At 40.0% G+C, this 19,895-nt stretch carries 23 protein-coding genes; 7 read left to right on the top strand and 16 right to left on the bottom strand.

The features are described 5' to 3' along the window. Window positions 1–559: 559 nt before the first annotated feature. The 5 genes from AY606_RS03640 to rplM all read right to left on the bottom strand — a co-directional run bounded on the left by AY606_RS03640 (window position 560) and on the right by rplM (window position 3,502). On the bottom strand, window positions 560–1,222 hold the full coding sequence (locus tag AY606_RS03640; protein ID WP_067864902.1) for a hypothetical protein: 663 nt from the start codon (window positions 1,220–1,222) through the stop codon (window positions 560–562). A gap of 19 nt (window positions 1,223–1,241) precedes the next feature. Beyond that, window positions 1,242–1,679 carry a ClpXP protease specificity-enhancing factor gene (locus AY606_RS03645; protein ID WP_067864904.1) on the bottom strand — a complete coding sequence of 146 codons (438 nt, stop codon included), beginning with the start codon at window positions 1,677–1,679 and terminating at the stop codon, window positions 1,242–1,244. 11 nt (window positions 1,680–1,690) lie between these two features. Continuing rightward, window positions 1,691–2,344, bottom strand: a complete 654-nt coding sequence (locus tag AY606_RS03650) for a glutathione S-transferase N-terminal domain-containing protein (protein WP_067864906.1) — start codon at window positions 2,342–2,344, stop codon at window positions 1,691–1,693. A 330-nt stretch (window positions 2,345–2,674) separates the two neighbouring features. Further along, a complete protein-coding gene (gene rpsI / locus AY606_RS03655; protein ID WP_067864908.1) occupies window positions 2,675–3,061 on the bottom strand; it encodes a 30S ribosomal protein S9 in 387 nt (128 codons plus the stop codon). 12 nt (window positions 3,062–3,073) lie between these two features. Then, window positions 3,074–3,502, bottom strand: coding sequence for a 50S ribosomal protein L13 (gene rplM / locus AY606_RS03660; protein WP_067864911.1), 429 nt, complete (start codon window positions 3,500–3,502; stop codon window positions 3,074–3,076). Window positions 3,503–3,827: 325 nt separating this feature from the next. Here rplM and pdxA point away from each other — a divergent pair, with 325 nt between their 5' ends. The 3 genes from pdxA to AY606_RS03675 are packed head-to-tail and all read left to right on the top strand — an operon-like array spanning window position 3,828 to window position 6,491. After that, a complete protein-coding gene (gene pdxA / locus AY606_RS03665; RefSeq protein WP_067864913.1) occupies window positions 3,828–4,796 on the top strand; it encodes a 4-hydroxythreonine-4-phosphate dehydrogenase PdxA in 969 nt (322 codons plus the stop codon). Between the two features lie 33 nt (window positions 4,797–4,829). Then, the gene (gene rsmA / locus AY606_RS03670; RefSeq protein WP_067864915.1) at window positions 4,830–5,642 is read left to right on the top strand and encodes a 16S rRNA (adenine(1518)-N(6)/adenine(1519)-N(6))-dimethyltransferase RsmA; all 813 of its coding nucleotides are present in this window, start codon (window positions 4,830–4,832) and stop codon (window positions 5,640–5,642) included. Between the two features lie 15 nt (window positions 5,643–5,657). Continuing rightward, window positions 5,658–6,491: a symmetrical bis(5'-nucleosyl)-tetraphosphatase gene (locus AY606_RS03675; protein WP_249409212.1), complete on the top strand. Its 834-nt coding sequence runs from the start codon at window positions 5,658–5,660 to the stop codon at window positions 6,489–6,491. Window positions 6,492–6,561: 70 nt separating this feature from the next. On the opposite strand, the gene AY606_RS03680 is transcribed toward AY606_RS03675, so the two are convergent. The 8 genes from AY606_RS03680 to hflX all read right to left on the bottom strand — a co-directional run bounded on the left by AY606_RS03680 (window position 6,562) and on the right by hflX (window position 11,954). Continuing rightward, window positions 6,562–7,011, bottom strand: a complete 450-nt coding sequence (locus tag AY606_RS03680; RefSeq protein ID WP_067864919.1) for a DUF2147 domain-containing protein — start codon at window positions 7,009–7,011, stop codon at window positions 6,562–6,564. A 162-nt stretch (window positions 7,012–7,173) separates the two neighbouring features. Next, window positions 7,174–7,623 (bottom strand): DUF2147 domain-containing protein, encoded by a 450-nt coding sequence (locus AY606_RS03685; protein ID WP_067864921.1) that lies wholly within the window; start codon window positions 7,621–7,623, stop codon window positions 7,174–7,176. A 163-nt stretch (window positions 7,624–7,786) separates the two neighbouring features. Beyond that, window positions 7,787–8,236 carry a DUF2147 domain-containing protein gene (locus AY606_RS03690; RefSeq protein WP_067864926.1) on the bottom strand — a complete coding sequence of 150 codons (450 nt, stop codon included), beginning with the start codon at window positions 8,234–8,236 and terminating at the stop codon, window positions 7,787–7,789. Between the two features lie 147 nt (window positions 8,237–8,383). Then, on the bottom strand, window positions 8,384–8,830 hold the full coding sequence (locus AY606_RS03695; protein ID WP_067864929.1) for a DUF2147 domain-containing protein: 447 nt from the start codon (window positions 8,828–8,830) through the stop codon (window positions 8,384–8,386). A gap of 160 nt (window positions 8,831–8,990) precedes the next feature. Next, window positions 8,991–9,437, bottom strand: coding sequence for a DUF2147 domain-containing protein (locus AY606_RS03700; RefSeq protein WP_067864939.1), 447 nt, complete (start codon window positions 9,435–9,437; stop codon window positions 8,991–8,993). 85 nt (window positions 9,438–9,522) lie between these two features. After that, on the bottom strand, window positions 9,523–10,197 hold the full coding sequence (locus tag AY606_RS03705) for an LrgB family protein (protein WP_067864942.1): 675 nt from the start codon (window positions 10,195–10,197) through the stop codon (window positions 9,523–9,525). Between the two features lie 10 nt (window positions 10,198–10,207). Further along, window positions 10,208–10,579 carry a hypothetical protein gene (locus AY606_RS03710; RefSeq protein ID WP_067864945.1) on the bottom strand — a complete coding sequence of 124 codons (372 nt, stop codon included), beginning with the start codon at window positions 10,577–10,579 and terminating at the stop codon, window positions 10,208–10,210. Window positions 10,580–10,622: 43 nt separating this feature from the next. Further along, the gene (hflX, locus tag AY606_RS03715) at window positions 10,623–11,954 is read right to left on the bottom strand and encodes a ribosome rescue GTPase HflX (protein ID WP_067864948.1); all 1,332 of its coding nucleotides are present in this window, start codon (window positions 11,952–11,954) and stop codon (window positions 10,623–10,625) included. Window positions 11,955–12,338: 384 nt separating this feature from the next. Here hflX and AY606_RS03720 point away from each other — a divergent pair, with 384 nt between their 5' ends. Beyond that, a complete protein-coding gene (locus AY606_RS03720; RefSeq protein ID WP_067864951.1) occupies window positions 12,339–13,148 on the top strand; it encodes a lysophospholipid acyltransferase family protein in 810 nt (269 codons plus the stop codon). A gap of 36 nt (window positions 13,149–13,184) precedes the next feature. Here AY606_RS03720 and AY606_RS03725 read toward each other — a convergent pair whose 3' ends face one another. After that, window positions 13,185–14,819, bottom strand: a complete 1,635-nt coding sequence (locus AY606_RS03725) for a phospholipase D family protein (RefSeq protein ID WP_081408351.1) — start codon at window positions 14,817–14,819, stop codon at window positions 13,185–13,187. Between the two features lie 111 nt (window positions 14,820–14,930). Between AY606_RS03725 and AY606_RS03730 the strand changes: the two genes are divergently transcribed. Then, entirely contained in the window at window positions 14,931–15,941 is a 1,011-nt protein-coding gene (locus AY606_RS03730) for a metallophosphoesterase (protein WP_067864954.1), read from the top strand. Between the two features lie 86 nt (window positions 15,942–16,027). Beyond that, window positions 16,028–16,372 (top strand): hypothetical protein, encoded by a 345-nt coding sequence (locus tag AY606_RS03735; protein ID WP_067864956.1) that lies wholly within the window; start codon window positions 16,028–16,030, stop codon window positions 16,370–16,372. A gap of 57 nt (window positions 16,373–16,429) precedes the next feature. Here the strand turns inward: AY606_RS03735 and AY606_RS03740 are convergent, their stop codons facing one another. Beyond that, on the bottom strand, window positions 16,430–17,746 hold the full coding sequence (locus tag AY606_RS03740; protein WP_067864958.1) for an MFS transporter: 1,317 nt from the start codon (window positions 17,744–17,746) through the stop codon (window positions 16,430–16,432). 145 nt (window positions 17,747–17,891) lie between these two features. Beyond that, complete coding sequence (trhA, locus tag AY606_RS03745; protein ID WP_067864960.1) at window positions 17,892–18,533, bottom strand: PAQR family membrane homeostasis protein TrhA; 642 nt, start codon at window positions 18,531–18,533, stop codon at window positions 17,892–17,894. 102 nt (window positions 18,534–18,635) lie between these two features. On the opposite strand from trhA, the gene AY606_RS03750 reads away from it, so the two are divergent. Continuing rightward, on the top strand, window positions 18,636–19,862 hold the full coding sequence (locus AY606_RS03750) for a class I SAM-dependent methyltransferase (RefSeq protein WP_067864962.1): 1,227 nt from the start codon (window positions 18,636–18,638) through the stop codon (window positions 19,860–19,862). Window positions 19,863–19,895 lie beyond the last annotated feature (33 nt).

A 19,895-nucleotide genomic window follows, 5' to 3' on the forward strand; every position in this document is an offset into this window, starting at 1 on the left:
CCTCTTTGCGCTGATGGTAGTGTGGGGTTACCCATGTGAGAGTAAGTCATCGCCAGCTCATTATTCCTGAAAACCCCCTCAAATGATTGAGGGGGTTTTTTTTAGGTCGTAAGTTTTATATGCTAAAAACATCCCTGCAGAGAGAGCCTTTGATTGGATGAAGTGTTTCAACAAAGTGAGGGTTAGCTAACTTGGTATTCAAGCTTGAACTTTAAAAATGAATATCTATGTCTAGAACTTGTTTTATTAAATTAAGAATAAGATAAATTGATGAATAGCTTAAAATTTCTCTTACCTTGTTAAAAGTCATTTCTCTGGTAAATAGGATAGGAAAAATACCTTCTACATCAAGTAGAAATGACTTAATCAATAGCTTAAATAGATAGACGACGGAATCTTCATGAATGAAAGAAGTCCACGGTAGGTTGGCTATATTGAGAAAATATATTAAGCATTATTTATTTTTAGCTACGCTATTTATAAGTCTAAACTATTGACCTATTTCCAAATAAAAATCGCCATTTAGGCGACTTCTATTTTTACTAAACTTTTAAATATTTCAGTTAAACATTTGAGTTGCAGCAGAATATAAAATCCAAAGAATGATGATGGCAACTGCAGGTTCTAGACGTTTTGCCCATGTTGGCACTGCACTACTTACTGCCGCTGCGGTTCTGTGCTGATCTTCATTAATATCAGTATGTTGTTGACTTACCATTTGATTAAACTCCTTCATTGTTGAATCTAATGATATCTCTTCTTGCACAATCGGTTTAGAGCCTTTTAACTCTAACAGATCATTTGTTGACCAAACCCAATCAGGCGCTTGACCAGCAAGATGTTCAATTTGTCCTAAGAGTAATTCATGTAATCCTCGAACTTCGAGATTACCAATATCATTAAGTTGCTTGAGCTCTGCCAGTTGTAAGCGCAATATCTCTGTGACTGCTGGCTCTAATTCACTTTTAGCTAATGTGGACTGATTTTTTGGAGAAGTGGTCAGGTGGCGGGCAACCTCTTGTATAAAGAGCTCATCGGGTGAGGAAATTTCCTGATAAACTTTTTTGTCATTAGAGCGCCAAAGTGTAATCAACTTACCCAACACAAGCGCATTTATTTCCAATAAATGCTCTTTTTTATCTTCTCTAGAGTATTGCCCGAGAAGCTGAGGCTTTTGAGTGTTAATCTGCTCAGCAAAATATTGTACTAAATCAAAAGCCATCAATTTACTCCATATTGTTTTAGTCTAATAACCGTAAACTCGGTTTTTTCTTGGTCTTGGGTTGTTCAGTTTCTTCTGAAAGTGTTGTTGATTTTAAAGTATCTTCAGGGATTTGGGTATCTTCATATTCACTTGGATCAAAGAATAGACCTTGACCATTTTCACGTGCATAAATACCCATCACAGCATTTAAAGGTACATATATATCACGAGACACGCCGCCAAAACGAGCGGAGAAAGTAATGCTAGCATCGCTTATATTTAATTTATGAACTGCATGAGGGGCGATATTTAAAACAATTTGCCCGTCTTGAATAAATTGTTCTGGAACCATGGTATTCGGTTGTGTGGCATCAACAAGCAAATGTGGGGTGAGGTTGTTGTCACAAATCCATTCATAAATTGCACGAGCGAGATAAGGACGGGTGGGAGTGAGGTTTAATTCCTGATCAGACATTGAAATATACTCTATTGATTCACTAAAATTTCACGATATTTATTTTTTTCCTGCATGGTCATAGACTTGATAAAAGCAGGACGGGAAAATATCCGTTGGCAATATAAAAAAATGGGGCGGCAATGTTGTTTAGGGAGTTCAATCCCCATTGAATGTAACCGTAAAAAAATTGGCGCTAACATGCAATCTAAAATTGTAAAATTTTCTGACATAAAATAGGGAAAATGCTGAAATAATGGCGTTAGAGAGATGAGTATTTCACGCAATTGTTTTTGGGCTTTTGCTTTATCTTTTGTATTTAAGCTATCTGGATGACGCAGCATGATATCTGCAAGCTTTAACCAATCTTGTTCAAATCGCCAAATATATTGACGCTGTTCAGCGCGCGGCATGGGTGCATCCGCATATAATTTATTTTGACGATAGCGATCATCTATATATTCGGAAATAATACTGGTATTGAACAGTTTAAGTTCATTTTCAATCAGCATCGGAACTTGGTTGTATGGATTTAAGCTAGCGAGATCTTCATCGTCTTCATCTACAATAATCAGATGATATTTAATTTGCTTCTCGGCAAGGACATAGCGAATCCAATGTGAACGAAAGTCATCTGCATGGCTATACAGTGTAATTCCTTGAACAGGTGCGGTTTCGACGGACATAATCCCAAACAAAGCAAAAATGAATAGAATAGGATACTAAAATTCAACCTAAAAAGCACGAAGCATAAAAGACGAATCAACTATTGCACAGGTAGATTATAAGAAAAAATGGCTGGAGTAAGAAAATATGATAATTAAACTGGGTTTGATGATGCTTTTTATTTTAATTGGTGTTGCTAACTACTATCTGAGTAAGTCATTTTGGTGTCATGAAGGAGTGTGGGGTAAAGATGTGCATAAGCAGTAGAAGAACAAAGGCCTCACCTAAATTTTTAGGACATAAAAAAGCCTTGGATAAACCAAGGCTTTTTGTCCGATTCGGTAAACGAATTAACGTTTAGAGAACTGAGGACGTTTACGAGCTTTACGTAAACCAAGTTTCTTACGTTCAACTTCACGAGCATCACGAGTAACGAAACCAGCTTGACGAAGAGCAGGTTTTAAAGTTTCGTCAGAAGCGATCAATGCACGAGTAATACCGTGACGGATAGCGCCTGCTTGACCACCAATACCACCACCAGCAACAGTGATGTAAAGGTCATATTTTTCAGTAACTTCTAAAAGCTCAAGCGGTTGACGAACAACCATACGAGCAGTTTCACGACCGAAATATTGTTCGATAGAACGGTTGTTAATTACGAGTTTGCCTGTACCAGCTGACAAGAAAACACGTGCAGTTGCGGTCTTACGGCGACCTGTACCATAATTAGTAGCCATGTGCTGTATCCCTTAGATGTCCAAAACTTGTGGCTGTTGAGCTGTATGTGGATGCTCAGTACCAGCGTACACTTTCATTTTTTTGATCATTGCATAACCAAGAGGACCTTTTGGTAACATACCTTTAACAGCTTTTTCTAAAACTGCTTCAGGTTTGTGAGCGATTAACTTCTCGAAGTTAGTCTCACGGATACCACCAGGGAAACCAGTATGGCGATAGTATTTCTTATCCTGAGCTTTTTTACCAGTCACAGTAATTTCTTCAGCATTGATTACAACGATATAATCGCCAGTGTCAACGTGAGGAGTATAAGAAGTTTTATGCTTACCGCGTAAACGACGAGCGATTTCAGTCGCAAGGCGACCTAAAGTTTTGCCAGAAGCATCAACAACATACCAGTCATGTTGAACTTCAGCTGGCTTAGCGCTGAGAGTTTTCATTAAACCACTACCTATTATAGTTGGTTTGGACTATGGAATCTGTCCAAACAAAAGGAGACGCGATTCTAAACGAATACGTGAAGAATCACAAATGAAAATGTAGAATTTCAAGGGCTATATTTTATAGGTAAAACCTGTAATGTGCAAAGAATAATCACAACTATTTTTCATATTATCAATAGAACGGATAGAACTTGATATTACCCCATCCATGATTAGGAGCTGATCTCTATTTTCTCTTGGAAAATAGCTGTTAGCGAAAAACTTGTTTATCTAACCTGTATATAATAATGAGATTCGAGCGCAGCTTAGACGAGACGAAAATATGCTTCCTTTATATGTAACCAGTGGTGAACCTGCAGGGATTGGTCCAGACATCTGTTTAAGTTTGGCGATGCGTATTGATGAACGTCCGGTTGTGATTTTGGCTGATCTCAATCTTTTAAAAAAACGCGCCGAAATTCTAAAGCAAACCATTGAACTGATTGAGTATCAAGGACAATCAGAATCCTCAGCCCAAGGTCAGTTATATGTGGAGCATATTCCACTCAATACTGAGGTGGTCTTGGGTGAGTTGAATGCTGAAAATTCTGCTTATGTATTAGAACAACTCCGTCGTTCCGCTGATTATGCGATGTCAGGTAGAAGTGTGGGGGTGGCAACAGCTCCCGTACAAAAATCAGTGATCAATGATGCCGGCATTCATTTTAGTGGTCATACCGAGTATTACCAAGAATTTGCAGGTGTTGAACGCGTCGTAATGATGCTCGCAACCAAGACCTTACGTGTAGCCCTCGCAACCACGCATCTGGCTTTACGCGATGTTGCAGATGCCATTACCACGCAGCGTCTGCATCAAGTCCTTGATATATTAATTCATGATTTAAAAACCAAGTTCAAGATTGAGCATCCGCATATTCTGGTCTGTGGCTTAAATCCGCATGCAGGCGAGGGGGGGTATTTGGGGATGGAAGAAATCGAAGTGATTAATCCGGTGCTTGAAAGCTATCGGGCGCAAGGCATTAATATGAGTTTGAGTCTTCCTGCTGATACCTTGTTCACTCCTGAAAATTTAAAAGATGCCGATGCTGTTTTGGCGATGTATCACGATCAGGGTTTACCTGTGTTAAAATCACAGGGCTTTGGTGAAGCCATCAATATTACTTTGGGCTTACCTTTTATTCGAACTTCTGTCGATCATGGCACAGCACTCTCCCTTGCGGGTAGCGGACTTGCGAAAAGTTCAAGCCTGCACGTTGCTGTCGATTTAGCCCTCGATTTGGCGCGCCACTGATTATTGTTCATTACTCACGTTGGAAATGTTTTTATGTATCAAATTAATGCCTTAAACCCAAAACAAGAAGGGCATCAGGCTCGAAAACGATTTGGTCAAAACTTTTTACATGACCAGCGTGTCATTGCCAAAATTGTACGCTCAGTCAATCCGCGGCCAGGTCAAAATATTCTAGAAATTGGACCGGGTTTAGCTGCGTTGACCTCACCATTAATTGGCGAGTGTGATGCTTTAACCGTGCTTGAGCTGGATCGTGATTTGGCGGCAGGCCTACCGGGTCGTGTGCCATATCCTGAACGTTTAACCATTATCGAAGCCGATGCATTGAGATATGATTATTCTCAATTGTTCCAAGAAGATCGCCCTTTACGTGTGGTTGGCAACTTGCCTTATAATATTTCGACACCACTTTTGTTCCATCTCTTGGAGTTTGGTGACAAAGTGCAAGACATGCACTTCATGTTGCAAAAAGAAGTGGTAGATCGGATTACCGCTTCGCCCAATACCAAAGAATATGGTCGTTTATCGGTGATGATCCAGTATTACTGTAAACCGACATTTTTATTTGAAGTGCCGCCAGGATCTTTTAATCCACCACCCAAAGTGACCTCTGCGGTATTCCGTTTAGAGCCGTACGCGGTAAAACCGATTATTGCCAAAAATGAAAAAGCTTTGGCCCGTCTGGTTTCACATGTGTTTACTCAGCGTCGTAAAACACTGCGTAACAGCTTGAAGGGTATGTTGGTGGAAGATGCCTTCGAAAAAACCGGTATTGATCCGATGGCACGTCCAGAGACCTTATCTATGGCACAATTTGTTGCTTTGTCAGATCAAATGGTGGCTTAAGTGGCACGCTCAGATATTCGATACAACTATGTCATTGGTGATGTTCAAGGCTGTTTTGAAGCCCTAAAAGCCTTGCTAAAAGAAATCAAGTTTGATCCGGATCAAGATTTTATCTGGTTTGCCGGTGATTTGGTGGCACGTGGTGAAAATTCGCTTGGTGCATTGCGGTTTGTTAAAAAACTTGTTGATGGTGGAGTCGCCGCAACAGTTTTGGGTAATCATGACCTGACTCTTTTAGCCTGCGCGCGTGGTTTAAAAGAGTTAAAAGACAAAGACAATACTCGTGATGTAATTGATGCGATTGATAGTGATGACCTGATTGACTGGTTGCGTAAACAACCCTTGTGTCTTTTCCCCAATGATCACACCATTTTGACTCATGCGGGTATTCCATGCATTTGGTCAGCAGAACAGACTTCTGCTTTGGCAAAAGAAGTTGAAGCGATCATCGGTCATGAAGACTTTGCTGTGCTCGATGCTTTCTTGAAGGAAATGTACGGTACCGAACCTGAGCTCTGGTCGGCTGATCTAGAAGGTCATGCGCGCATACGTTGTATTACCAACTATTTAACCCGTATGCGTTTAACCGATAGCCAAGGTCGCTTAGAGTTTAGCTTTAAAGATTCGCTCGATGAGCCAATGCCTCAAGGTTTTAGACCATGGTTTGAATTTGAATCGGAAGCTGCAAAAACACATCAATTGATCTTTGGACACTGGGCTGCATTACAGGGTAAAAGTATTAATCCACAGATTCAGAATGTCGATGGCGGCTGTGTTTGGGGTAATCAGTTGATTGCCTATCGCTTGGAAGATAAAGAAATATTTAAAGTTAATAATCCAGTGATGTAATCTTTGGATAATTTAAAAAATAAAAAGCCACATGATGTGGCTTTTTTATGGGTATTTATCAGGTTTAAATTTACTCAAGTCGAATCCATGTTTGGCTACGTCCCAAAGTTGAAACGCCCATATAGGCTCTCAAAGTAAGACGCTTACCAGTAGCATTCATTTTAATTTTGGCATCATAAACATTGCCTGCTAAAGGATCAATCACCCGACCTTTTTCATAATTGTTGGTTCCTGCAACATGTTTTAAGCCTTTAATGATTTCCATGCCTAAAATTGGCTGGTTGGTATAGGGTGCAGGGCAGTTATTACATGTTTCACGAGGAGTATAACCTGGACGAGGTGTTACTTTGACAATCTTAGCTGTAAAGCTGTTGTTGGCTTCTTGATGGATTTTGATAATTGCTTTGGCTGCACCCGATTTATCATCAATTTGCTGCCAAGTTCCAGAAATGTCTTCAGCAAAAACATTCGCACTAAAAAGTACACTCGCCAAAGTTGCAAGCAATATATTCTTTTGCATATACATCCTTTACATAATTCATTATTTTTTATTGAGTCGGTATATTAGAAGGATTATGTGATTAGTCAATATTCTGGAGAGTGTGCAAAAAAATGAGATCATTTGATTGACTAATGTAAAAAAGCCACTTTAGGGTGGCTTTTTGTTGAGTTTACATTCTGATTATTCTACCCGAAGCCAAGTTTGACTGCGTCCCAGTGCGGAGATACCGACATAACCGCGTAAGGTCAAGCGTTTGCCATTGCTACTTATCTTGACTTTAGCATCGTAAATTTTTCCTGCAAGCGGATCAATCACGCGACCTTTTTCATAATTATTTGTATCAGGCACATGTTTTAAGCCGGTGAGGACATCCATGCCTAAAATTGCTTGGTTGGTATAAGGTGCCGGACAGTTGTGGCATAACTTTTGAGGTGTATAACCTGGACGAGGCGTGACTTTAATAATTTTACCCGCGTAAGTATTATTGGCTTCTTGACGAATTTCGATTAGCGCTTTAGGTGAACCGGTTTTATCGTCAATTTGTTGCCAAGTCCCCGACAGGTCTTGTGCCCATATATTTCCACTGAAAAATAAGCCAGCGAAAGTAGCAAGCATAATATTCTTTTTCATATCAATTCCTTCGATTGTGGACAATAATTTTTTTTTATCTATAAGAACATAATATGAGCGTTTAATTATTAGTCAATATGTGGGTTTATAAAAAATCAAAATAATGTGAAATATTTAAAGAATTATAAATAAAAAAGCCACATAGTGCGGCTTTTTGTCAGGATTAATCACTTTTAATCCAGGTTTGAGTTCGACCTAAGGCAGAAATCCCCACATAACCGCGTAATATAAAACGTTTACCGTTGGCGGAAACTCGTCCTTTCAAGCCATATATTTTTCCAGTTAAAGGATCCAATACCCGACCGTTGGCATAATTATTTCCTTCGATATGTTTTAAATCTTTAAACACTTCTAATCCTAATATGGGTTGATCTGTGTAGGGCGGTGGGCAACGATAACAGGTTTCTCTAGGTTTATAACCCGGGCGTGGCGTTACTTTAATAATTTTACCAGTATAAGATTCATTATTTTGTTTCTCAATTTGAATCAGTGCTTTAGGTGAACCTGTTTTATCATCAATTTGTATCCATGTACCGGCTATCTCCTGAGCAAAAATTGAAAAACTGCTGAATAGTGCGACAAAAAATGAAGTCGCGATTGCTATTTTTTTCATAAAATTTCCTTATTTATATAAGTTCACTGTCCTGCTAACTTAGTTTAAGGTAAGGCTGTGATACGAAATTAAGCAATCTTTTAAATGAAAATTAAGCTGTTATTCGTACCACATTAACCTTCTATGCTGAATGGTAATGAGCATAATTTAATCTTGCTTAATCCAGGTTTGGCTACGACCCAATGCGGAAACACCGACATAACCACGTAGCGTGAGACGTTTACCATTGGCACTCAATTTTGCTTTCCCGCTGTAAATTTTACCCGTGAGAGGATCAAGAACTTTAGCATTTACAAAGTGGTAATCATCCGCAGCTTTCAATCCGGTTAAAATATCTAAGCCTAAAATGGGTTTGTTGGTATAAGGCGCAGGACAATTTATACAGGTTTCCTTCGGGGTATAGCCTGGGCGCGGGGTTACTTTGATGATTTTTGCGGTATAAGTACCATTATTTTCTTGGCGCATTTCCAAAATTGCTTTTGATGAGCCTGTTTTATCGTCAATGGTCTTCCATGTTCCGGTAATATCTTCTGCTAGTACATTCCCACTAAAAGCTAGACTAGCAAAAGCAATACATAATAGATTTTTCTTCATATCCATTCCCATAAGTAAGGAAAATATTTTTCTTATCAGTTTAAAGATATAATCATTGTTTAAAGATCAGTCAACCTATTGCTTCATAAAAAATGAAAATAATGTGAATTATTTAGATACTATTAAAGAAAAAGCCACATAGTGTGACTTTTTGTCATATTTAGTCATTTTTAATCCAGGTCTGGCTGCGACCTAAAGCTGAAACTCCGACATAACCACGCAGGGTTAAACGCTTACCGTTTGGACTTAATTTTGCTTTCATACTGTAAATATTGCCGCTAAGTGGATCAATAATCTTGCCGTCAGTAAAGTTGGATCCTGCGGCCGGTTTTAAACCTTTTAAAACATCCATCCCTAGAATAGGCTTATTGGTATAAGGCGCAGGACAATTCACACAGGTTTCTTTGGCTGTATAACCGGGGCGAGGAGTGATTTTTACAATTTTTGCGGTATAAGTGCCGTTATTTTCTTGGCGAATTTCAAGAATCGCTTTTGAAGAACCGGTTTTATCATCAATATTTTTCCAGACTCCCGAAAGGTCTTCCGCAAAAACAGCACTACTGCTGGTGGATAGAAGTAGCGCTGCTAAAAGTCTAAAATTTTTCATCAAATAACCGTTCAATAAATTTAGGAATAATTTTCATCATAAGGTCAAATTTTGACTATATAAATGTGTATTAGTGAAGTATCAGTCACATTTTTTGCAAATAGAGTATAAACGTTGGCAACCAGATGGCGGTGAACACGGCATTCACAGCCATACCAAATGCCGCATAACGGCCTGCCACACTGCCTCGTTGCCATGCCTGTGCAGTTCCAATGGCATGTGCTGCCAAGCCTAATGCCAGACCAGAGGCTCTTTCATCATTCATATGACGCAAGATAAATGGAGAAAAAGCAGCACCAATCACACCGGATAAAATGACAATTAAAATAACCAAGCTGAGGGGTGCATGTAACAGTGTGGCGATATTAATGGCAATTGGTGTGGTTACCGCCCGAGTTGCAAAGGCCATGATGCTTGCATCAGACATATGCAATAAATAGGCAAGTCCCATCGGTAAAGCCACAGCACTAATACTGGCAAAAATCAAAATACCGACAATCGCTTTGAGTGGTAAGTCGTCATAACGCATGGCGGCAAGCGGAATGGCTAAGGCAACAGTGACATAGCCGAGTAAATGATTAAACAGCGGATTGACCCGAGTCATATAAGATTCGTAAGGAATCCCAAACACAAATAACAATCCAATAATGAAAAACATGCCGATGACAATGACTGGAACTTGAGGAAGCCTTTTGTTTAAAGGTTTGGCTATAATATAGGCGAACAGGGTTAAGATAAAACCGTAGAGTACTGCTAACATCATATTTCCCCTATAACCAGCGTTTGGCCATTTTTGCGTAGATCCATAATGGAATCAGGGTACTGATACACATCACCACAAGAAAAACAGGAATTTCCTTTCCCATGTGTACCAGCATAATCAGCGAGCCTGCACTAATCGGCAAAAAAGCAAAGGCACTTTCCTTCATGATTTTATTGTTGGTATCGACTAAACGCGCAGGTAATTTGTGGACATTTCTCCAGATAAGCAGAGTCAGCAACAAGCTAATCAAGCCGACCAAATTACCCAGTTCAGGATGATTAAATTGCGTCATTAACCATACTGCTCCCTCACGAAAGCAGATGATTAAAGCCAGTGTACCGATCCATGCTGGCCAGTCGATGGTTTTTATCCCGTGCATTTTTACCAAACTTTAAAATTATACTTATCACGTTTTAACCGATTTATCTTTTGATTTCAAATTCCTCAAGCGGTTTTTTAAATTGCGTGGCTTTTTTCCCCAGAATTTCATCAATCGGTAAATGTGCCTGTTTAATCAGTTGCTCCAGCTTTTGTGGGGCAATAATGACGTGTAAATGCAGATTGCCATTTTCATCATGATTTTCAGTTTGAATGACATTTAGCGCATACAGTTGAGTACGCAATTTTCCATATTCGGGTTTTAATACCAGCTCGAAACTTTGCAACTGTCCCATCAAGCATTCTTGAACTGCTTGGCGTAACAGGTCTAAACCTTTGTTGGCATGCGCAGATACATAGACACGATCGGGCAAATGCGGTTTGGCATACACAATTTTGGCATCTTCACCGCTGATATCAATTTTGTTATAGACGCGAAGTACCGGGACATCGACCCCAATCTCTTTTAAAACAGACTCGACGGCTTCAATTTGTTCCAGCATATCTGGACTGCTGGAATCGATGACATGCAGCAGCAAGGTAGCCTCCGCCGTTTCCTCAAGCGTGGCTTTAAAGGATTCTACCAAGGCATGGGCGAGGTTACGGACAAAACCTACGGTATCAGCCAGAACCAGAGCACCAATCCCATCCCAATTTAAACGGCGTAAAGTCGGATCAAGTGTGGCAAACAGCTGGTCTGCGGCATATACGTCAGAGCGCGCCAATAGGTTAAATAATGTCGATTTACCTGCATTGGTATAACCGACTAGAGATACCGTTGGAATGGCCGCTTTCTGGCGTGCAGAACGACCTTGCATACGGGTTTGACGAACTTTTTCCAGTTTGTCTTTTAATTGTCCAATACGTAAACGCAGTAAACGGCGATCTGTTTCCAGTTGTGTTTCACCAGGTCCACGTAAACCGATACCGCCTTTTTGACTGTCTAAACTGATGCCACTGCCGACTAGACGTGAAGACAAATAATCCAATTGTGCCAATTCAACTTGAAGTTTACCTTCATGGGTACGGGCACGTTGGGCAAAAATGTCCAGAATAAGCCGCGTACGATCAATCACGCGGCATTGAATGACTCTTTCTAAATTGCGTTCTTGGGAAGGGGTCAGGCTATGATCAAAAATGACCAAATCTATTTCTAATTCTTTAGCTCGCTCCGCGATTTCTTCTGCTTTCCCCGAGCCAATAAACAGTTTTGGGTCGGGCTTGATACGTTGAGCGGTAATATGTTCTACAATTTCAGCACCCGCTGACTGGGCCAATAAGCGAAATTCTTCTGCATCAAGGTCATCTAAAAGTTGTACAGAGACACTTACTAATAGGGCGCGTTCGCCACCTTGATGTCGCTCAATATATTCCACTAAATACTATCTCAACTACGTTAAAACTTCATTTTAGTAGAAAATAAGCACGGATAGTGAAAAATAGATCAGACTGGCTAAAGTAAGGTAACAAAACATTCAGTAAATAAAAATATCCTGGCTAAATGTAAAAGTCATTTTTGTTAAACTGATTTTAAGATATTGATAAATTTTATAATTTTAATGGATGGTCAGGTTGTTAAAGCAGACGGATTTATTCGTATAATTTGTGTATTAGATCAAAGTGCCGTGTTTTTGGATTTTCATCATTCCATTAAAAAGGCAGGATTCGGTTTTTATGATCAATGCAAGATCAAAATGAACAGTATAGAATGGCTGAAAATAAATGATTAAACCCTGTGTCTGGTAATTAGTGATCAATCTATGACTCAATCCTCTGTAACTGAAACTTCATCGTTAAATAGTATGTCTAAATTTTTCTTATATAGTAAAAAGTTATTGGCGGTTATCGCGGCGATTGCACAAGGGTTTTATCTGGTTTTTCGGCACCGTTTATATAAAGATCCGAATAATCCGTGTAACACGCGTTATGTGCAGCATTTTTGCCGTCAATTATGTAAGGTTTTTAATCTTGAGATTCAGGTACATGGAATCATTCCACGTGAGCCGGCGCTCTGGGTGAGTAATCACATTTCCTGGTTAGATGTTGCCGTTTTGGGATCTGGGGCTCGAGTTTTCTTTCTGGCAAAAGCTGAAATTGAACAATGGCCGTTACTTGGCAAACTGGCAAAGGGCGGTGGGACACTGTTTATTAAACGTGGTTCCGGCGATTCGGTTAAAATTAAACAGCAAATTACCGATTTTTTAAAACAGGATATTCCAGTATTATTTTTCCCTGAAGCGACCACTTCAGATGGCTCAAGAATAAAAAAAATCTATGGACGTATTTTAGGTGCAGCCATTGAAGCCAAGCGTCCTGTACAAATATGTTTGATTTGTTATGTGAATCAACATGGACAACTGGATCTGGTAGCGCCGTTTGTTAATGATATTAGCTTTGCCGATCATGTTAAAAACGTCTTGGAAATGCCTAAAGTGAAAGCACATTTAATCGCCTTGCCGGCAATATCTACTGAAGGGCATACGGTAGAAACATTGACTCAAGAAGTTCAAAGCAAAATGACTGAAGGGCTAGCACAATTGCAGCAAAAAGTGCTTAAAACTGCAGCTTGAACAGGCAAAACAATGAATGTCAGACAAAGTAAAGGCTTACATAAAGCCTTCGAGTGGCAACCATGAAATCACTTTAACTCCTGCCTTTTGCCACCATTTCATTTTCGGTTCTTTGAGATAGGTTTTGATGCTGCCATCATGGCGTTTGATTTTCCAGTTGATGTTATTATTGGCATCTAAAACCAGTTTATAAGCATATTTGGATAAATTTTCATCCATGGTTTGGTGTACAGCTCTGGCTAAATTCGGGCTGTCCAGCAACACGCCAATTTCCGTATTTAAATAGGCAGAACGTGGATCAAAATTGAAAGAACCAATAAAAACCTGTTTTTGATCAATCGTCATCAGTTTGGCATGCAGGCTGGAACGGCTTAAACCTTTTAAGCTAACTTTGGCTTTTTTAGCAAGTTCATCGGTATTGGCATTCAAGTTTACCGTTTCAGGGGCAGACAGAAACTCATATAACTCGACATCATCCTTTAATAAATTTTTTCGATACTTTCCATAAAAAGCATGCACTAAAAACACATCATTGGCTTTAAAAGAGTTGGTGAGTACTCGGACATGGATATTATTTTGAGCCAGTTCACTCAGCATCTTTTCGCCTTTTTTTTCAGGGACGAAATAGGCTGAAATAATATCGACGCTTTGTTCCGGTTTGTCTAAACGATTCAGCAGCTGAAAATTCAGGTGTTGCTCTTTTTTCGCTTTAGCCCTGATTTTACTGGGTGAATCATTCACGATTTCGGCTTTGACCCAGTCAAACTGGATACTGCTATTGAGCCATTTTTCAAAGGCGTGCGATCGGTTGGCTAAATCTAGATAGTTTTGAACGTTAACAGTTTGTGAATGCTGCTCGAGTTGCTGTTTTAGACTTTCAAAACGCAATGCATAATGTCGAGGATTAACAATTTTTTTAACTGGAAATGCATAATCATCATTCCAGTAGTCATCAAAAGAATGAACGATTTCATCGGACGCAGAGCCGACCAGCATCACATCGACATCAGAAAATTGATAATTGTCGCTGACGTTATAATATTGATTACTCATATTGCGACCACCAATTAAAGCGATCTGGTTGTCTGCAATGAAGCTTTTGTTATGCATACGACGGTTAATACGTTTTAAATCCAGCACCATATCCATGGCACGGTAATGTCTAAAACGGTAAGGATTATACAGTCTGACATCAATATTTTTATGTTGATCGAGTGCCAGATAAATGCCTTCCATCTTTTTGGCATTGTTGTCATCCATCAACAAACGGACTTTTACCCCACGGTCTGCTGCTTTAATGATGGAATGCAGTGCAAGCGAGCCAATTTTATCGTTGTCCCAGATATAGTATTGTAAGTCTAGAGTTTTTTCTGCTTTATCAATAAGATGTATGCGTGCTGCTATAGCTTCCAGGGGGTCGTATAAAACATGATAACCGGTAAGATTAGGGTTCTGTTCTCTTAAGGGTAAAATGATTTGAGCCAGTGAGGTTTGTTTGGTTTCGGTATCAAATGCATATTCAATCGGTTGCGGCGTTTGTTTAGGCAGAGTGGTACATGCGGGAATCCCTACAATCAGGCTACAACTTAGTAATACTGTAGTTTTAGTGGAGGTAGAGTTACGCAATTTATAAGTATCTGATTGAGTTTTAGGAGAGCAAGATCGCGCCATAAGTTATAAACAATACCAAAATTTGGTTTGAGTATAATGGTCAGCTATGAAAAGATAAATATCAGAATAGATGAATGATGTCATATCTTCGTTATCGTTAGAGAAATCATTATGTGGGATACAGACTCGGTCGTTTTTTATTTTTATATCAGTTTTTTAGTGCTTGGAATTTGGGGTGTGGCCCAAGCATGGTTAAGTCAAACGCGTACGGAAACCATTCATCCGTTTAAAGCTTTTGTGCATTTACTGGCATTTTATCTATCTTATTTACTCCTTCCTTTGTTTTTCTTTAGCATTTATGCCGGTTGGAGTGGCTATTACTCCATTCATCAAGCTGTTTTTATCTTCCTGCTGAGTAGCGTACTCATTTATGCACGTTTTATTGAGCCGCAGCATGTGATGGTGAAAACCCTGCAATATCAGTTGAATCCGAATCAGAACATGCAGCGTCCAATCAAACTGGCCTTGATTGCCGATTTACATATTGGTCTGTTTTCAGGGCATGAACGGCAACTGAAAATTATTGTCGATAAAATTAACCAGCAGAATCCTGATTTAGTGGTAGTAGCCGGGGACTGGACCTATGAACCAGAAAACAAACTTGCCGATGAACTGGCAATTTTAAAACAGATCAATGCCCCGGTTTATTCAGTCAATGGCAATCATGACGAACAATATCCAGGCCCCCCGATTCAGCAATTATTAAGACATGCTTTAAAGATCAATGATGTGATTGATATTGAAGGACAGATGGTGGAATTTGATGAATTTCGCTTGTTGGGAGTCGGTGATTTATGGGCAGGCAAAACCGATATGCGTTTTATGCCTGATTTACCTCAAGATAAACCTTGGGTGATTTTGTCGCATAATCCTGACACAGTGGATATGGTGCCACAATTGCCGACACGTCCTTTAATGCTGTCTGGTCATACGCATGGTGGTCAAGTTGAGCTGCCTTGGTTAACCAATTACATCATGAAAAAAGTGTCTATACTGGGACATAAAAAAGGTTTATATCAGCATGAATATGCGGATGTATTTGTTACGGTTGGAACAGGAATGGTGGGCGTACCGTTTCGTTTTCGGGTGCCACCGACCATTGATATCATTGAGCTGGTTTGAAATTAAAGATCGAGTACTGGAACAATTATTGACATAGCGTAAAACAAGATTGCTTTATAACAATGAGAACAAAACAGGAGAAGAGTATGTCTTTTTCAGAAGAGGTCGGTCAGTTTTTTGCTTTAACAGAGACTCAATCGGCACAGCTTGAAGCGGGTCTGCTTGCTTTAGAACAGGCTTTTCAGCAAGCCGAAAGCGATGTCATCAATACCCCAGCTTTTGCCAGCCGGTTTTATCAAAAGTTTCAGCAACTGATGACGGCATTTGATATTGATGAAAATCATGTGGAAGCTTTTTTAGACCACTTATATGGGACGGAAAGATACCGTCAACTGGTGACTTACATTGTTCCGAGTTATTACATTGCCGGTGGTGATCGTAAGGTTTTTGAAGAGCTTTATCAGGAAATGTTAAGTGATGAACAGATCTGAAAAAACAGCATAAAAAAACCAGCATGATGATGCTGGTTTTTTTATTTTTCGATGATATTAAACTTGGTTGTTTACATCATCGTTTTTGGTTTCACGCATCGCCAGGAAAGCAAGAAGTGAAAGGATGGATGCAGCCGTCAAGTAATAACCTACCGCTTGTAAACCATAAGTGGTTGCAAGTTTAGTGGCAATAAGGGGAGCAAAAGATGCCCCAAAAATACCAGCAAGGTTAAAGGTTAATGCAGAACCAGTGTAACGGACTGAAGTCGGGAAGAGTTCAGAAAGTACAGTACCAATGGGACCATAGGTTAAGCCCATGATCGCTAAACCCGTACATAAGAATAAGAACACGACAATAGTGCTGCCAGACTCAAGCATGCTTGCGAACACTAAACCGAATAACGCTGAAGCGATACATACGCCAATAGATGTTGCCTTACGACCAAATTTCTCGGCAAAAACTGCAGAAAGTGGAATGAATGCAGCAAAACACAGGGTAGCAACCAATTGCAATTGCAGGAATTCAGCGCGGCTATAACCGAGCTTGGTTGTGCCCCAGTTTAATGCAAATACTGTGGTCAAGTAGAACACCACAAAAGTACAGATAGCAGCAATAGTACCCAGAATCAGCATGCGCCAGTGTTTGGTCATGACTTCTTTAAATGGAATATTTACTTCTTTTTGCTTGTCCAGTACTTTTTGGAATGCAGGCGTTTCGTGAAGTTTTAAACGAATCCAGAGACCCACAATGACCAGTGCAGAACTTGCAAGAAACGGAATACGCCAGCCCCATTGCATAAAGTCTGCTTCAGACATAAATGCGCCCAGGGTCAAGAATGAACCTGTAGCCAAGATAAAGCCGATTGGTGCGCCCAGTTGCGGGAACATGCCATACCAGGCACGTTTGCCTTCAGGGGCATTTTCCGTAGCAAGCAGAACCGCACCACTCCATTCGCCACCAAGACCCAGACCTTGTCCTAAACGGCAAAGCGCGAGCAGTAATGGGGCAACAATACCAATCTGTGCATAGGTTGGAAGTAAACCGATACATACAGTTGAAACACCCATGGTGAGTAAGGCAGCAACCAGCGTGGCTTTTCGACCAATACGGTCACCCAAATGTCCAAACAAAGCAGCACCAATTGGACGGGCAATAAAGGCAATAGCAAAGGTTGCTAAAGACTGAATGGTTGCAGTCGTTGGATCTGTACTTGCAGGGAAGAACAAATGAGGAAAAATAAGCACTGCAGCGGTGGCGTAAATATAAAAATCGAAGAACTCGATTGTTGTACCTACAAGACTCGCAGTGAGTACGCGGAATTTTGAATTTGTAGCTACTTCTTCCGAAGCAGGAATAGAATTTGATGACGCCATGAGAAACCTTACACTTACTAAAATTAAAAAAGATTAGTTTTAAAAGCGTAATCTTTTTAAAAAAGGCGTAATTTCTTAAAAAAATACGAAATACCGGCTCATGTCTACGGATTTAGGGTTACTAAAAAATATAGAGATAGAGGGTTTATATCACGTAAAGACAGATCGCTAAGAAGTGTGATCCAGCACCAATCAATACAAAAACATGCCAGATAGCATGCGTATATCTTACCTTTTTTAGGGCATAAAACAATGCACCAATGGTATAGGCCAGTCCACCGATCACCAGATAGGTTAATGCTTGATCGCTTAAAAAGCGTCGCATATCATCCATGACCAACAATGCAAGCCATCCCATAGCCAGATAGGCGATGAGTGAAACTTTCTGGAAACGATGAATGAAAACTAACTTGAATAGGGTGCCAATGCCAGCAATCACCCACAGTGCAATTAATAGGTATTGCGCTTTTGCCGTTGGAAGGGCGATAGACAAGAACGGAGTATAGGTTCCAGCAATCAAATAATAAATTGCGGTGTGATCGAGTTTTTTGTACCAGCCGCGACGCTGTGGCGATTCGGCATAGTGATATAAACTTGAAGCGGCAAAGAGTAAAATCAGGCTCAATGCATAAACACATAGGCCAATAAATTGTCCTAGCGGTAAATAACTGCCTTTAACCAGCATGAAAATACTGGCTATGACTGCCAGAAGTGCGCCAATTGCATGACTAATCGCATTTATTTTTTCTTCATGTGGATCGTAAGCCTGCAAGGTAGATGTACTCATTGCTTATTTTCTTTAATTAAAAATACACTTGTATAGTAATGAAGTTTTACCTTTAAAGTAAGAAGTTTTACACTGAGCACTTAATTTACTCGGGTTATGTATATGTCTCAATTGGCTTCTCCTTCTATTCAGGAACAACAATTCTTAGATGCTTTTCAGCAAGCCATTGAAACACAAAGTTTTGATCGAATGATTCTTAGCCAGTATAAAGGTGAACTTGAAAATCTGGAGAAAATGACCTTGCGAGTCATTTCACTGCAAGGACAGCTGGTTTTAAGTTGTTTATATCGGTATAAGACTCAGGATGTCACCAAAAACTACCCTTTAGCGGAAGCCAAACCACTCGTTCAGGATTTATTGGCCCAATGTAAACAAGCCAATCTGTTTAGCACTGAAGAAGAGTTGCAACTCAAAAAGAATAAGAAAAAAGCCATGTTGACGGTGAGTAAAAATAAATCTGCATTAAAGCCACAGAATATAGAAAATCAGCACGGGCATGACCGCAGCAAATATCGCTATGTTGATCAAAACAGTTATTTTCTACAGCCTTTAGGCATTACTGACGCGAAAGCGCAAATTATTCCCAGCATGGCGCGTAAATGGAAGCAGATTAATAAATTTGTAGAAATCTTCTCGGGTGCTTTAGATCAACTTCCACAACAAGAGCATGCTTTGCGTGTGGTCGATTTTGGTTCGGGTAAAGGTTATTTGACTTTTGCCTTATACGATTATCTGGAAAAGCAGGATCAAACCCCATTTGTTACCGGTGTTGAGTTGAATGACAAAATGGTGGAGTTCTGTCAGCAGGTTGCCGAAGAGTCTCAATTTAGCCAACTGGATTTTTTCCAAGGGGATGTACGAACCTATCAACCTGAACATCTGGATGTAATGATTGCTTTGCATGCCTGTGATGTGGCGACCGACTTTGCCATTCACAGCGGTATTCGTTTAAATGCACAAATGATTATGTGCGCGCCGTGTTGTCACAAGGAATTGCGTCCACAGCTGAAAAGCCCGGAAGTGCTAAAGCCGATGTTGCAATTTGGCATTCATTTAGGTCAGCAGGCAGAAATGCTGACCGATACCATTCGTGCTTTATTGCTTAAAGCCTATGGCTATGAAACCAAAGTGTTTGAATTTGTGGCTTTGGAACATACCAGTAAAAACAAGATGATCTTGGCGACCAAACGTAAAGACTATCAAGCGCCGGATCAGGCAGTATTGGAGCAGATTCACGCCTTAAAAGAGATGTATGGCATTCACAAGCATTCGCTGGAATTGTTGCTCAACAACCAGTGGGATCAGCAGGATATTGGCTGCAAGTGTTAATTTAAAACCAGTTTAAAATGAATGAAGCGGTCG

Source organism: Acinetobacter sp. SFB (assembly GCF_001647545.1).
In the GTDB taxonomy this organism is placed as follows: Bacteria; Pseudomonadota; Gammaproteobacteria; order Pseudomonadales; family Moraxellaceae; genus Acinetobacter.

Coding starts and splice junctions, on each gene's coding strand:
- AY606_RS03700 (WP_067864939.1), bottom strand. CDS start 9,437: ATGAAAAATTTTAGACTTTTAGCAGCGCTACTTCTATCCACCAGCAGT.
- AY606_RS03730 (WP_067864954.1), top strand. CDS start 14,931: ATGTGGGATACAGACTCGGTCGTTTTTTATTTTTATATCAGTTTTTTA.
- AY606_RS03680 (WP_067864919.1), bottom strand. CDS start 7,011: ATGCAAAAGAATATATTGCTTGCAACTTTGGCGAGTGTACTTTTTAGT.
- AY606_RS03740 (WP_067864958.1), bottom strand. CDS start 17,746: ATGGCGTCATCAAATTCTATTCCTGCTTCGGAAGAAGTAGCTACAAAT.
- AY606_RS03725 (WP_081408351.1), bottom strand. CDS start 14,819: ATGGCGCGATCTTGCTCTCCTAAAACTCAATCAGATACTTATAAATTG.
- AY606_RS03750 (WP_067864962.1), top strand. CDS start 18,636: ATGTCTCAATTGGCTTCTCCTTCTATTCAGGAACAACAATTCTTAGAT.
- AY606_RS03710 (WP_067864945.1), bottom strand. CDS start 10,579: ATGCACGGGATAAAAACCATCGACTGGCCAGCATGGATCGGTACACTG.
- pdxA (WP_067864913.1), top strand. CDS start 3,828: ATGCTTCCTTTATATGTAACCAGTGGTGAACCTGCAGGGATTGGTCCA.
- trhA (WP_067864960.1), bottom strand. CDS start 18,533: ATGAGTACATCTACCTTGCAGGCTTACGATCCACATGAAGAAAAAATA.
- AY606_RS03695 (WP_067864929.1), bottom strand. CDS start 8,830: ATGAAGAAAAATCTATTATGTATTGCTTTTGCTAGTCTAGCTTTTAGT.
- rsmA (WP_067864915.1), top strand. CDS start 4,830: ATGTATCAAATTAATGCCTTAAACCCAAAACAAGAAGGGCATCAGGCT.
- AY606_RS03645 (WP_067864904.1), bottom strand. CDS start 1,679: ATGTCTGATCAGGAATTAAACCTCACTCCCACCCGTCCTTATCTCGCT.
- AY606_RS03705 (WP_067864942.1), bottom strand. CDS start 10,197: ATGTTAGCAGTACTCTACGGTTTTATCTTAACCCTGTTCGCCTATATT.
- AY606_RS03735 (WP_067864956.1), top strand. CDS start 16,028: ATGTCTTTTTCAGAAGAGGTCGGTCAGTTTTTTGCTTTAACAGAGACT.
- AY606_RS03685 (WP_067864921.1), bottom strand. CDS start 7,623: ATGAAAAAGAATATTATGCTTGCTACTTTCGCTGGCTTATTTTTCAGT.
- rpsI (WP_067864908.1), bottom strand. CDS start 3,061: ATGGCTACTAATTATGGTACAGGTCGCCGTAAGACCGCAACTGCACGT.
- AY606_RS03690 (WP_067864926.1), bottom strand. CDS start 8,236: ATGAAAAAAATAGCAATCGCGACTTCATTTTTTGTCGCACTATTCAGC.
- AY606_RS03650 (WP_067864906.1), bottom strand. CDS start 2,344: ATGTCCGTCGAAACCGCACCTGTTCAAGGAATTACACTGTATAGCCAT.
- AY606_RS03720 (WP_067864951.1), top strand. CDS start 12,339: ATGACTCAATCCTCTGTAACTGAAACTTCATCGTTAAATAGTATGTCT.
- rplM (WP_067864911.1), bottom strand. CDS start 3,502: ATGAAAACTCTCAGCGCTAAGCCAGCTGAAGTTCAACATGACTGGTAT.
- AY606_RS03640 (WP_067864902.1), bottom strand. CDS start 1,222: ATGGCTTTTGATTTAGTACAATATTTTGCTGAGCAGATTAACACTCAA.